The organism is Roseixanthobacter finlandensis (assembly GCF_043195105.2).
Lineage (GTDB): Bacteria > Pseudomonadota > Alphaproteobacteria > Rhizobiales > Xanthobacteraceae > NCEH01.
In genome coordinates this window covers 1,695,359-1,707,664 of the sequence record NZ_CM195536.1, presented here as the reverse complement: position 1 = coordinate 1,707,664, position 12,306 = coordinate 1,695,359, and the positions used below count along the sequence as shown (strand labels likewise).

12 protein-coding genes are annotated in these 12,306 nt (G+C 65.7%); 2 read left to right on the top strand and 10 right to left on the bottom strand.

What is annotated here, in order from left to right:
• The first annotated feature begins 40 nt into the window (after positions 1 to 40).
• Together V5G24_RS07890 and cydB are read left to right on the top strand one after the other, a co-directional pair.
• Positions 41 to 1,441 carry a cytochrome ubiquinol oxidase subunit I gene (locus V5G24_RS07890; protein ID WP_394084699.1) on the top strand — a complete coding sequence of 467 codons (1,401 nt, stop codon included), beginning with the start codon at positions 41 to 43 and terminating at the stop codon, positions 1,439 to 1,441.
• A gap of 12 nt (positions 1,442 to 1,453) precedes the next feature.
• Entirely contained in the window at positions 1,454 to 2,458 is a 1,005-nt protein-coding gene (gene cydB / locus V5G24_RS07885) for a cytochrome d ubiquinol oxidase subunit II (protein WP_394084698.1), read from the top strand.
• A gap of 14 nt (positions 2,459 to 2,472) precedes the next feature.
• On the opposite strand, the gene ureG is transcribed toward cydB, so the two are convergent.
• The 10 genes from ureG to urtB form a co-directional block, all read right to left on the bottom strand.
• Positions 2,473 to 3,099 (bottom strand): urease accessory protein UreG, encoded by a 627-nt coding sequence (ureG, locus tag V5G24_RS07880; protein WP_394084697.1) that lies wholly within the window; start codon positions 3,097 to 3,099, stop codon positions 2,473 to 2,475.
• A complete protein-coding gene (locus V5G24_RS07875; protein ID WP_394084696.1) occupies positions 3,096 to 3,803 on the bottom strand; it encodes an urease accessory protein UreF in 708 nt (235 codons plus the stop codon). The genes ureG and V5G24_RS07875 overlap by 4 nt, the downstream gene beginning before the upstream one ends.
• Positions 3,796 to 4,533, bottom strand: coding sequence for an urease accessory protein UreE (gene ureE, locus V5G24_RS07870; RefSeq protein ID WP_394084695.1), 738 nt, complete (start codon positions 4,531 to 4,533; stop codon positions 3,796 to 3,798). Before ureE ends, V5G24_RS07875 begins: the two co-directional genes overlap by 8 nt.
• 9 nt (positions 4,534 to 4,542) lie before the next feature.
• On the bottom strand, positions 4,543 to 6,261 hold the full coding sequence (gene ureC / locus V5G24_RS07865; RefSeq protein ID WP_394084694.1) for an urease subunit alpha: 1,719 nt from the start codon (positions 6,259 to 6,261) through the stop codon (positions 4,543 to 4,545).
• Between the two features lie 87 nt (positions 6,262 to 6,348).
• A complete protein-coding gene (locus V5G24_RS07860) occupies positions 6,349 to 6,969 on the bottom strand; it encodes an urease subunit gamma (RefSeq protein ID WP_394084693.1) in 621 nt (206 codons plus the stop codon).
• An 11-nt stretch (positions 6,970 to 6,980) separates the two neighbouring features.
• Complete coding sequence (locus V5G24_RS07855; protein WP_394084692.1) at positions 6,981 to 7,796, bottom strand: urease accessory protein UreD; 816 nt, start codon at positions 7,794 to 7,796, stop codon at positions 6,981 to 6,983.
• Positions 7,797 to 7,815: 19 nt separating this feature from the next.
• Positions 7,816 to 8,511 carry an urea ABC transporter ATP-binding subunit UrtE gene (urtE, locus tag V5G24_RS07850; protein WP_394045982.1) on the bottom strand — a complete coding sequence of 232 codons (696 nt, stop codon included), beginning with the start codon at positions 8,509 to 8,511 and terminating at the stop codon, positions 7,816 to 7,818.
• Positions 8,512 to 8,701: 190 nt separating this feature from the next.
• Entirely contained in the window at positions 8,702 to 9,472 is a 771-nt protein-coding gene (gene urtD, locus V5G24_RS07845) for an urea ABC transporter ATP-binding protein UrtD (protein WP_394084691.1), read from the bottom strand.
• A 5-nt stretch (positions 9,473 to 9,477) separates the two neighbouring features.
• Positions 9,478 to 10,605, bottom strand: coding sequence for an urea ABC transporter permease subunit UrtC (gene urtC / locus V5G24_RS07840; RefSeq protein ID WP_394084690.1), 1,128 nt, complete (start codon positions 10,603 to 10,605; stop codon positions 9,478 to 9,480).
• Complete coding sequence (urtB, locus tag V5G24_RS07835) at positions 10,602 to 12,233, bottom strand: urea ABC transporter permease subunit UrtB (RefSeq protein WP_394084689.1); 1,632 nt, start codon at positions 12,231 to 12,233, stop codon at positions 10,602 to 10,604. The genes urtC and urtB overlap by 4 nt, the downstream gene beginning before the upstream one ends.
• Positions 12,234 to 12,306: the final 73 nt, after the last annotated feature.

Here is a 12,306-nt window from a genome sequence, read left to right as displayed (position 1 = left end):
GATAGTGGACCCGCCTCTTCCGCCGAAGGGGGAAGAAGCAATGGATCTCGATCCGGTCGTTCTGGCGCGCATTCAATTCGCCTTTACCGTCTCCTTCCACATTATTTTTCCAAGCTTCACCATCGGATTGTCGGCTTTTATTGCGACACTCGAACTCTTGTGGATCAAGACGGACCGCGACGTCTTCCATCGCCTGTCCCGTTTCTGGACCAAGATCTTCGCGGTGAGCTTCGCCATGGGCGTGGTGTCCGGCATCGTCTTATCCTACCAGTTCGGCACCAATTGGAGCCGCTTCTCGGAAGTCACGGGCAGCGTCATCGGCCCCCTGATCGGCTTCGAAGTACTGACCGCTTTCTTCCTGGAAGCCACCTTCCTGGGCGTGATGCTGTTCGGCTGGAACCGCGTGCCCCGCTGGCTACATGCGCTGGCGTGCGTGATGGTGGCGGTCGGCACCGCCATGTCGGCTTTCTGGATCCTCTCCGCCAATTCCTGGATGCAGACGCCGACCGGCTATGAGATGCGCGACGGCCTAGCCTATCCCCTTGATTGGATAGAGATTATCTTCAACCCCAGCTTCCTCCACCGCCTGCCGCACATGCTGCTTGCGGCTTATCTTACCACCTCGCTGGTGGTGCTGGCGGTGGGCGCGCGCTATCTACTGGCGGGCAAGTTCACCGAAGAAGCCCGCGTGATGATGCAGATGGCCATCGGCATGCTGGCCATCGTCGCGCCAATCCAAGCCTATGTGGGTGACTCCCATGGGCTCAATACCGCCAAGTATCAGCCGGCCAAGATCGCTGCCATCGAAGCACATTGGGACGGATCAAAGCCCGCGCCGCTGGTTCTGTTCGCGTGGCCGGATGAAAAGGCGGAAAAAAACCTGTTCGAAATCTCGATCCCGCGCGGCGCTTCCTTAATGATCACCCATTCCCTGGATGGCCTTTTCCCTGGCCTGAAGGATTTTGCACCCAATGACCGCCCCCCGGTCATCGGTCCATTCTTCGGTTTCCGCGCCATGGTGGGCATTGGCGTCGTGATGATCCTGTTCGGCTGGGTGGGCGCTTTCCTGCTCTACAGGCGCAAGCTTTATGAAAGCCGCTGGTATCTCTACCCGGCTCATCTTGCCTGGCCGCTGGGATTTATGGCAATTTTGTCGGGCTGGATCGTGACAGAGCAGGGTCGCCAGCCTTGGGTTGCCTACAATATCCTGCGGACCGCGGATGCCATCTCTCCGGTGAGCGCTGGCGCCGTCGCCTTCACCTTGGTCCTGTTCGTTGTCGTCTATGGCATCATCTTCTCGATGGGTATTTATTACATCAACCGCCTGATCGTGAAGGGGCCCGGCGGATCCGCCATCGCGCCCTCGGGCAATGATACGCCAAGCCGCCCCATCGCCGCCGCGCATGAAGCCGGCCGCGAAGCCATCGCATCCGGTTCGTGAGGAGAATGGGCCATGGAATGGTATCTCCCCGTCATCTGGTCGCTCATCATCGCGGTGGCGGTGGTTATGTATGTGGTGCTTGATGGTTTCGATCTCGGCATCGGCATCTTGTTCCCGTTCGCGAAGCAAGAGCGCGCGCGTGACCAGATGATGAATACGGTCGCCCCGTTTTGGGACGGCAACGAAACCTGGCTGGTTCTGGGCGGCGGCGGCCTTTGGGTCGCCTTCCCCAAAGCCTACGCGGTGGTGATGCCGGCGCTTTACTTACCCATCATCATCATGCTGCTGGCCTTGGTATTTCGCGGGGTCGCCTTCGAATTTCGCTGGGTGGCGCTCTCCAGCCGCCGCTGGTGGAACCTCGCCTTTTCAGGCGGCTCCACCCTCGCCGCCTTCTGCCAGGGCGTGGTTCTGGGCGGCCTGATTCAAGGCATTGATGTCCAAAACGGCCAGTTCGCCGGCGGCGCGTTCGATTGGGCGACGCCGTTCGCTTTCCTATGTGGAATCAGTGTGGTCGGCGGCTACGCGCTGCTCGGCAGCACCTGGCTCATCATGAAGACCGACGGCGCCGTCGCCATCCAGGCCCGCAAGACCGCGCTATTGCTGCTTCCGGTGGTGCTCGGCTTCATGGCCGTCGTCAGCCTGTGGACCCCTCTGGCCTTCGATCGCATCGCCCAGCGCTGGTTCGTCACGCCCAACATCTTCTATCTCGCCCCGGTGCCGGTGGTGACGGCGGCGGTAGCCTATCTGGTCTGGCGGGGCCTGAAGGGGACCGCGGAATACGCCCCCTTCTTCGGCTGCATCGCCTTGTTCGTGCTGGGTTTTCTGGGGCTCGGCATTTCCACCTTCCCCTATCTGGTGCCGCCCAGCCTCACGGTGTGGCAGACGGCTGCCGCCGCGCCGAGCCAGATCCTGATGCTGTTCGGCGTCATCTTCCTGCTGCCGGTGGTGCTCGGCTACATCGTATTCGTCTACTGGCTGTTCCGCGGCAAGGTGCGCGAAGGCGAAGGCTACCATTGAGCCGGCGGCACGCCTCAAGCCCGCGCCGTCAGGCCGCCCGCCGTCTCGATGAAGCGCGTCACAACCTCCACCCCGATACCATTTCGGATGGAGGAGAACACATAGGGCCGCCCAGCGCGCATGCGCTGGGTGTCCGCCTCCATCACCGAGAGGTCGGCGCCCACCATGGGCGCAAGGTCGGTCTTGTTCACCACCAGCAGGTCGGAGCGGGTGATGCCCGGCCCGCCCTTGCGCGGGATCTTCTCCCCGCCCGCGACATCAATGACATAGATGGTGAGGTCGGCCAGTTCCGGGGAAAAGGTGGCGGCGAGATTGTCGCCGCCGGATTCGATCAGGACGATGTCCAGATTGGGGAATCTGGCCTGCATGTCGGCCACCGCCCGCAGGTTGATCGAGGCATCCTCGCGGATCGCGGTGTGCGGGCAGCCGCCGGTCTCCACGCCGAGAATGCGCTCTGGCTCCAGCGCGCCGGCCACCGTGAGGATGCGCGCATCCTCCTTGGTATAGATGTCATTGGTGATGGCGCAGATATCATAGCGGTTGCGGAACGCCTTGCAGAGCGCTTCCATCAGCGCCGTCTTGCCCGACCCCACAGGGCCACCGATGCCGACGCGAAGCGGACCATGTGCTGACGTGCTCATGAGCGGAACAGCCTTGTATATTGGGTTTCGTGTCGAAATGAGCCAAGATCGGCGCGGAAGGTGGCGCTGCCGAGGTCGTCCAGGGTGAGCGTGCGGATGTCTGCAGCGAGTGCCCGCACCTTCGGGGCCAAGGCGGCCACCACCCGCGTGCCCGCCGTCTGGCCGATGGGCGCGAGGCGGATCGCGGCGGACACCAGATTCTGCATCATCGCCAAAAGGAAAGCCTCAAGCGCCGGTGCGGCGGGCACGCCATGGGCGGCGGCGGCGAGGCCCACTGCGACGGGATAGGCGACTTCGCCCTCGAGCACGGCAGCTTGCGCCAACAGCGCCGGCACGGGCCAGGCGGCGCACACGGCATCCAGAAAGCTCCGCCCTTGCTGGCAGGTCTCCAGCCGCAATTCTGCCGAGGGCGCGAGCGCGACTGCCAGCACATTGACCTCGGCCAGCCGCGCGCTGTCCCCCTCGTCGGTCGCCGCCAGGGCCTGCGCGAACAGGATGCCGTCATTGCGGCCGAGGCCATACAAGAGCAGGGTTTCCAGCCAGCCCGCGAGGTCCGCTTCGGTGCGGATGTCGCCTGCCTCCACCGCCCATTCCAAGGCATGGGAATAAGCATAAGCGCCGACGGGAAAGGCGGGCGACAGCCAGGTGAGCAGCGGCAGGATATCGACCGGGCCGGTCGCCGACCCGGTGTCAGGATCAGCCATGGCGGTGAGAGGTTTCCCCGCCGTGGGCGTGATCATGGGCGTCGGAATGGTCGTGTCCGCAATCCGGGCCATGAACGTGCGCCTGGGCGGAAGCATGGGCGTGGTCATGATCGTGATGGTGATCGTGGCCGCATCCGCAGGCATGGTCCGCCGCAGGAGCGCCCGCCTCCGCATGGGAATGCCTCTCCGCGTGGGAATGGGCCTCTGCATGGGAATGGCCATGCGCGGCATGGTCGTGATGGTCATGCCCATGATCATGCGCGTGCCCGTGATCGTGGGCGTGCCCGTGGGCCTCCGCCGCCTCATAGGCGCCGCGCTCGGGGCGGAAGGGCCGTAGCACCGGGGCGGCGCTAGCGCCGAGGCCGCGCACCATTTCCACCAGCACATGGTCATAGGCGATATAGAGCGCGTCCTCGGTGATCTCGGTCGGCACATGGCGGTTGCCCAGGTGCCAGCCCACTTTCATCAGCCGCAGCGGACTTCCCGTCTTCACCTCGATCAGCTTCTCCGGCGCCGCCTCGATGCGCACCAGGGAACCGTCTTCCAGCTTCAGCGCGTCGCCATGGTCCAGCAGGGTCGCCTTCTCCAGGTCCAGCAGGAAGTCGAGGCCCTTGGCGCCGGTCATGGCGACGCGGCGGCGATGCCGCGCCTGATGATCGAGCATGATGGTGTCCACCACCTTTTCCTCGCGAACGGCGGCACGGCGAACGACGGCGGTGGCACGAAGCATGGGAAAACCTCAGAACAGGAAATAACGCTGGGCCATGGGGAGAACCTCCGCCGGTTCGCAGACGAGCAATTCCCCGTCCGCGCGCACGTCATAGGTCTCGGCGTCCACCTCGATATGGGGCGTCGCGTCGTTCAGCACCATATCCTTCTTGCCGATGCCGCCGCGCACATTTTCCACCGCCACCAATTGCTTGGCGGTCTGGAGCCGCGCCGCCAGCCCGTCCTCGATCGCCGCTCTGGAAACGAAAATCAGCGAAGAGCCCGTCCGCGCCCGGCCATACGCACCGAACATGGGGCGGTAGTGCACCGGCTGCGGGGTGGGAATGGAGGCGTTGGGATCGCCCATCTGCGCCACCGCGATCACCCCGCCCTTCAGCACCAGGTCCGGCTTCACGCCGAAGAAGGCGGGCGACCAAAGCACGAGGTCGGCAAGCTTCCCCGCCTCCACCGAACCGATATGGCGCGACATGCCGTGGGCGATGGCGGGATTGATGGTGTACTTCGCGATGTAGCGGCGGGCGCGCAGATTGTCGTTGTCGCCGCGCTCCCCCGGCAGGGCGCCGCGCTGGCGCTTCATCTTGTCCGCCGTCTGCCAGGTGCGGATCACCACTTCGCCCACGCGGCCCATGGCCTGGCTGTCCGAACTCATCATGGAGAGGGCGCCCAGGTCGTGGAGGATGTCCTCGGCGGCAATAGTCTCCTTGCGGATGCGGCTTTCCGCGAAGGCGAGGTCTTCCGCGATGGAGGGGTCGAGATGGTGGCACACCATGAGCATGTCCAGATGCTCGTCGATAGTGTTGCGCGTATAGGGCCGCGTGGGATTGGTTGAGGACGGTAACACGTTCGGCAGGCCCGCCACCTTGATGATGTCAGGCGCATGCCCGCCGCCCGCCCCTTCCGTGTGAAAGGCATGGATGGTGCGGCCCTTGAAAGCGGCGATGGTGTCTTCCACGAAGCCGCTCTCGTTCAGCGTGTCCGAATGGATCATCACCTGCACGTCGAAGGCATCGGCCACCGAGAGGCAGCAGTCGATCGCGGCGGGGGTCGTGCCCCAATCCTCGTGCAGCTTGAGCGCACAGGCGCCCGCCCGCACCATCTCCTCCAGCGCCGCCGGCAGCGAGGCATTGCCCTTGCCGGCGAAGGCGAGGTTCATGGGGAAGGCGTCCGCCGCCTCGATCATGCGGGCGATGTGCCACGGCCCCGGCGTGCAGGTGGTGGCGAAGGTGCCGGTGGCCGGCCCGGTGCCGCCGCCCAGCATGGTGGTGACGCCGGAGGCCAGCGCCTCCTCGATCTGCTGCGGGCAGATGAAATGGATATGGCTATCGAACCCGCCGGCGGTGAGGATCTTGCCCTCGCCGGCGATCACCTCGGTGCCGGGGCCGATGATGATGTCCACCCCGCCCTGCACATCCGGATTGCCGGCCTTGCCGAGCTTCACGATGCGCCCGCCGGAGAGGCCCACATCGCATTTCACGACGCCCCAATGGTCCAGCACCACCGCATTGGTGATGACCGTATCCACCGCGCCATTGGCGTTTGTCACCTGGCTCTGGCCCATGCCGTCGCGGATCACCTTGCCGCCGCCGAACTTCACCTCCTCGCCATAGGTGGTGAAATCCTTCTCCACCTCGATCACCAAAGACGTATCCGCGAGGCGGATCTTGTCGCCCGTGGTGGGACCGAACATGTGCGCATAGGCGGAACGGGGCAGATGGGCGGGGGTGGACATGGGCTCATCCTGGTCAGAACCGAGGGCGACGGTTCATTGAAGGCAATGATCCGGCCTTTCAGGCCGTTGCTGCGGACGTGGCGGGCCTCACAATTTTCCCGAGACCGCGCCCCGGAAGCCGAACACCTCGCGCTTGCCGCCGAAGGGCACCAGCGTGATTTCCCGCGTCGCGCCCGGCTCGAAGCGCACGGCGGTGCCGGCGGCGATATCCAGCCGCATGCCGCGCGCCTTGTCGCGGTCGAAGGCGAGCGCCGGGTTTGTTTCGAAGAAATGGTAATGGCTGCCGACCTGGATCGGCCGGTCGCCGGTATTGGCGACCGTGAGCGTGACCCGTTCCGCGCCTTCGTTGAACACGATCTGGCCGGGCACGGTGGTGATCTCTCCCGGCACGTCGTCGGAGGCCTCTCCTCGAATGGGGTGATGCACCGTGACGAGCTTGGTGCCGTCGGGAAAGGTTGCCTCCACCTGGATGTCGTGGAGCATTTCCGAAATGCCGGGCATGACCTGCCTTGTGGTGAGCACATGGGCGCCGGCGGACATGAGGTCGGCGACCGTGCGCCCGTCCCGCGCGCCTTCCACCACGAAATCGGTGATCAGGGCCACCGCCTCGGGGAAGTTCAGCTTCACCCCACGGGCGAGGCGCTTGCGTGCCACTTCCGCCGCCATAGCGATGAGCAGCTTGTCCTTTTCGCGCGGCGTAAGCAGCAAGGCCGATCTCCTCAGGAAGCCCAGACGCGCGGCATGGGCGCGCCCCGGAAATTCATCAAAAACGAGGTGGCGTCCCGCCGCAACATCTCGATGTCCGAGGCAAGCCAGCGCACCACAAGAAGCCCGTTCCACGCGCTCGCCCCGCACTCGCTGGCGCAGGGTTCCAGTGCCGCGCGCGCCTGGTCAAGCCGCGCCTCGGCGTCGGGGGCGACATAGAGCAGGGTTGCCAGCGCATGACGACCGTTGGCGATCGCCGGCTTGGCCAGAAGCGCGCCGATGGGACCCGACAGCCGCAGCGCGTCGGCATAGATCAGCCCACCGCCGCGCCGCACCCGCCACTGATCCGTGAGCGATCCGCCAGACATGATTTCGCCCCGTGCCGCGCGCCCCAGAACCAGCGCCTCGAACGCGAGGAACTGGCTTACCGGCGCGAGGTCCACCTCGTAGCGGCGGGCCAGGCGGGCCTGGTCGAACAGGATTGTTTCCTGTGGCAACCAATGGAGAGCAGCGCCATGCCCGGCGGTAAGCCGCACGTGGATCGACGCCTCATCGGCATCAGATCGGTAAACCTTCTCCGCGGCAGGGGTGGACACGGTCAGCCGCGCAGCCTCGCGCGCCTCAATCTCGATGGCGAAGGTATCGCCGCAGGCGACCCCACCTGCGGTGTTGACCATCACGGCTTCCATGTCGCCGCCATCGCTGCGCGGCAGGCGCCCGCGCAGGGCGCCCTGTTCCTCCAGCTCCAGCAGGTGTGTGCGCCCACCCGCACCGGCTGCGACCAGCCGCAGGCGGCCCACGCTGCGCTGGCGCCTGGGTGCGCTCTTCACCAAAACGGGGGGCAAATCCTCAGATCGCCATGAGGCGGCGGACATCATCCCCATCAAGCCCGCTCCGGTCCCCGCTCGCCACCACCTCGCCGCGCTCCATCAGGATGAAGCGGTCGGCAAGGTCCCGGGCGAACTCAAAATATTGCTCCACCAGTACGATGGCCATATCCCCCTTGTCGCGCAAATAGGAAATGGCGCGGCCGATGTCCTTGATGATGGACGGCTGGATACCCTCGGTCGGCTCGTCCAGCACCAGCAGGCGCGGACGCGTCACCAGCGCGCGGCCGATGGCCAATTGCTGCTGCTGCCCGCCGGACAGGTCGCCGCCGCGCCGGCCCATCATGGATTTCAGCACCGGAAACAGCTCGAAAATCTCGTCCGGCACATATTTGTCCTTGCGGGCAAGGCGGGCGAAGCCGGTCTCGAGATTCTCCTTCACGCTCAGCAGCGGAAACACCTCGCGCCCCTGGGGCACGAAGCCGATCCCGAGCGCAGCCCGGTCCGGCGTCGGCAGGCGGGTAATGTCCCGCCCGTCGAAATTTATCGAGCCGCCGGCGATGGCGCGCTGGCCGACGATGGCGCGCAGCAGCGACGTCTTGCCGACCCCGTTGCGGCCAAGCACGCACGTCACCTGCCCCGGCATCGCCTCCAGCGAAACGCTGCGCAGGGTGTGGGCGGCGCCGTAATAGAGATCGAGGTTCTCGACCTTCAGCATGGGAAAACCTCCGCGCGCCATACCGTAAAAGCCCTCTCCCGCTTGCGGGGGAGGGTTGGGAGGGGGCCGGCCGATGGCCGGAAAGCGCTGAGACATGGGAGAAGTCGTATCCGCCCCCTCCCCAGCCCTCCCCCGCAAGCGGGAGAGGGAGCCAGCCCAGCCGATGAGGATGCACTGAAAACACCCATCCTCATCTCCCCAGATAGACTTCGATGACACGCTCGTCGGCGCTCACCTGATCGAGCGGCCCTTCGGCGAGGACAGAGCCCTCGTGCAGCACCGTCACCTTCACGCCGAGGTCGCGCACGAACTGCATGTCGTGCTCCACCACCACCACGGCGCGGGTCTGCGCGATCTCGCGCAGCAATTCGGCGGTGTCGGCGGTCTCCTGGTCGGTCATGCCGGCGGCGGGCTCATCCACCAGCAGAAGCCGCGGCTCCTGCGCCAGCAGCATGCCGATCTCCAGCCATTGCTTCTGCCCGTGGCTGAGCTCGGAGGCCTTGCGCGCGCGATGATCCTTCAGGCGAATGCGCTCCAGCAGCGCATCAATGCGCTCGCGCTCATGCGCGGTCCGGCGCCAATAGATGTTCAAGAACGGCCGCCGGTCCGCCTTCACCGCCAGCAGCAGATTGTCTTCCACCGTGTGCATATCGAACACGGTCGGGGTCTGGAACTTGCGGCCGATGCCGAGTTCCGCGATCGCCGCCTCGTCGAGCCGGGTGAGGTCGTGCACGCCGGCGAACAGGGCCTCGCCCTTGGTGGGGCGCGTCTTGCCGGTGATCACGTCCATCATGGTGGTCTTGCCGGCGCCATTAGGGCCGATGATGGCCCGCATCTCCGCTTCCTCGATGGTGAGCGAAAGCGCGTTCAAGGCCCGGAAGCCGTCGAACACCACCGAAACATTGTCGAGATAGAGCAGCGATTGGGTGAGGCTCTGGGAGAGGCCTTGGCTTGCTTCCATGATCCTCACTCCGCCGGCTTGGCCGAAGCCACGGCGCTGGGCGCGGGCTTGTGGCGTTTGGCCGAAAGGCTGCCCCACAGACCGAGCACGCCGCGCGGCAGGAACAAGGTGACCAGCACGAACAGCGCGCCGAGGGCGAACAGCCAGGCTTCCGGCAGCACGCCGGTGAACCAGGTCTTGCCCGCATTCACGATCAACGCCCCGAGCGCCGCGCCCACCAGCGTGCCGCGCCCGCCGACCGCCACCCAGATGACGATCTCGATGGAATTGGCGGGAGCGAACTCGCCGGGATTGATGATGCCCACCTGCGGCACATACAGCGCGCCCGCCGCGCCGGCGAGCATGGCAGAGACGGTCCAGGCCAGCAGCTTGTAATTGGCGACCCGGTAGCCGAGGAAGCGCGTGCGGCTCTCCGCATCGCGCACCGCCACCAGCACCTTTCCATATTTCGACGTCACCAGCGCTCGGCACAGCAGATATCCCGCCGCCAGCGCCACCGCCGAGAGCACGAACAGGGTCACACGCGTGCTGTCGGCGGAGATGGAGAAGCCCAGGATGTCCTTGAAATCGGTCAGCCCATTATTGCCGCCGAAGCCCATGTCGTTACGGAAGAACGCCAGCATGAGCGCGAACGTCATGGCCTGGGTGATGATGGAGAGATAGACGCCCGTGACGCGCGAGCGGAAGGCAAACCAGCCGAACGCGAACGCCAGCACGCCGGGCACCACCAGCGCCATGATCATGGCGAAGGGAAACCAGTCGAACCCATACCAGAACCAGGGCAATTCCTTATAGTTCAGGAACACCATGAAATCCGGCAGCACCGGATTGCCGTAGACCCCCCGCGCGCCGATCTGGCGCATCAGATACATGCCCATGGCATAGCCGCCGAGCGCGAAGAACGCCCCGTGGCCGAGCGAGAGCACGCCGCAATAGCCCCACACCAGATCCACCGACACCGCCAGCAGCGCGTAGCAGAGATATTTGCCCAGCAGCGGCACGAGATAATTGGAGATGTGGAAGGGGCTGCCTTCCGGCACCACCAGATTGGCGATGGGCACCAGAATGGCGGCGGCGACGAGGAGGATGAGAAAGATCGCCCCGGGGCGATCCACGATGCCGAGGCCTCTCATGATTCCACCGCCCGGCCCTTGAGCGCGAACAGACCGCGCGGGCGCTTCTGAATGAACAGGATGATGAACACCAGCAGGGCGATCTTCGCGAGCACGGCGCCGGCGAACGGCTCCAGCAGCTTGTTGGCGATGCCGAGGCTGAAGGCCGCCACCAGCGTGCCCCACAGATTGCCCACGCCGCCGAACACCACCACCATGAAGCTGTCGATGATGTAGCCCTGGCCGAGATTGGGGCTGACATTGTCGATCTGCGAGAGCGCGACGCCGGCGATGCCGGCAATGCCCGAACCGAGCCCGAAGGTGAGCGCATCGATGCGCCCGGTGCGGATGCCCATGGCGCCGGCCATCCGGCGGTTCTGCGTGACGGCGCGCACATAGAGCCCGAGCGAGGTGCGCTTCAGCACCACCAGCAACGCGAAGAACACGCCCAGCGCGAAGATGATGATGCACAGGCGGTTATAGGTGATGGACAATTGCCCGAGCTGGAACGCCCCGGACATCCAGGAGGGCGCGCCGACTTCCTTGTTTGTCGGGCCGAAGATGGTGCGCGTCGCCTGCTGCAACATCAGCGAAATGCCCCAGGTGGCGAGCAGGGTTTCCAGCGGACGGCCATAGAGGAAGCGGATCACCGTGCGTTCGATGACGATGCCGACGAGGCCGGTGAACAGGAACGCCAGCGGCAGGGCAATGGCCAGCGACCAGTCGAACAGATAGGGCGCCTTGGTGCGGATCAGTTCCTGCACCACGAAGGTGGTGTAGGCGCCCAGCATCACCATCTCGCCATGGGCCATGTTGATGACCCCCATGACACCGAAGGTGATGGCAAGGCCGATGGCTGCCAGCAGCAGCACGGAGCCCAGGGAGAGGCCGTACCAGATATTCTGCGCCACGTTCCAGAAGGCGAGCGAGCGATTGATCTTCTCGATCCCGGCATCGGCGGCGGTGCGCAGGGCGGGCGAGGCATCGGCTGGCATGCCGGCGAGCAGGGCCAGGGCCTCCTGGTCGCCTCGATCGACGATCAGCTTGGTGGCGGCGATGCGCTCGGGCTCCGGCGCATCGGCCTTGGTGAGGATGATGGCGGCTCGCGCCTGGGCGAGCGCTGCTTTCACGTCCGTGTCGCGCTCGCGGGCGATGGCGGCGTCGAGCGCGGGGAGAGCGGCGACATCGCGGGACTTGAACACCGCGCCGGCGGCATCGATCCGCTTTGCCGCATCCGGGCTGGCAAGGGCCAGTGCTCCGGCGGCGGCCTCCACCGCGCGGCGCACGCGATTGTTGAGGCGCACGGTCTTGAGATCGGCCGGGGCCGTCGTCACAGCGGCGCCTGTGGCGGCGTCGGTGAGGCCGCCGGCCTTGGTCTTCACATAGACCGTCTTGGTGGCGGGATCGAACATGAGGCGCCCGTCCCCCACCGCATCGACAATGGCGGCGGCCTGGGGATTGGGACTGAGGGCCAGTGCGGCGAGCCCGGCCTCGGTGTCGGAATAGCTATCGGCGGCAAACCGCGCCACGGCCGGCGCGATATCGGCGGCGCCCTGGCTGCGGCCTTCGGTCACGAAACCCGGCCCTGCGCCGAGGAGAACCAGCCCCAGCAGCGCGGATAGAACCAGCCGCATCAAGGAAATCGTCATGTCGGCCTCGCCTGGAGCGGCAGCGATGCGTCCGCCTGCTCCCCCCGAAGCAGACGGACGCCGCCGCGACTTG

What these genes read in the sequence shown, in the direction of transcription:
- V5G24_RS07890 (WP_394084699.1), top strand. Translation starts at nt 41, where the DNA reads ATGGATCTCGATCCGGTCGTTCTGGCGCGCATTCAATTCGCCTTTACC.
- cydB (WP_394084698.1), top strand. Translation starts at nt 1,454, where the DNA reads ATGGAATGGTATCTCCCCGTCATCTGGTCGCTCATCATCGCGGTGGCG.
- ureG (WP_394084697.1), bottom strand. Translation starts at nt 3,099, where the DNA reads ATGAGCACGTCAGCACATGGTCCGCTTCGCGTCGGCATCGGTGGCCCT.
- V5G24_RS07875 (WP_394084696.1), bottom strand. Translation starts at nt 3,803, where the DNA reads ATGGCTGATCCTGACACCGGGTCGGCGACCGGCCCGGTCGATATCCTG.
- ureE (WP_394084695.1), bottom strand. Translation starts at nt 4,533, where the DNA reads ATGCTTCGTGCCACCGCCGTCGTTCGCCGTGCCGCCGTTCGCGAGGAA.
- ureC (WP_394084694.1), bottom strand. Translation starts at nt 6,261, where the DNA reads ATGTCCACCCCCGCCCATCTGCCCCGTTCCGCCTATGCGCACATGTTC.
- urtE (WP_394045982.1), bottom strand. Translation starts at nt 8,511, where the DNA reads ATGCTGAAGGTCGAGAACCTCGATCTCTATTACGGCGCCGCCCACACC.
- urtD (WP_394084691.1), bottom strand. Translation starts at nt 9,472, where the DNA reads ATGGAAGCAAGCCAAGGCCTCTCCCAGAGCCTCACCCAATCGCTGCTC.
- urtC (WP_394084690.1), bottom strand. Translation starts at nt 10,605, where the DNA reads ATGAGAGGCCTCGGCATCGTGGATCGCCCCGGGGCGATCTTTCTCATC.
- urtB (WP_394084689.1), bottom strand. Translation starts at nt 12,233, where the DNA reads ATGACGATTTCCTTGATGCGGCTGGTTCTATCCGCGCTGCTGGGGCTG.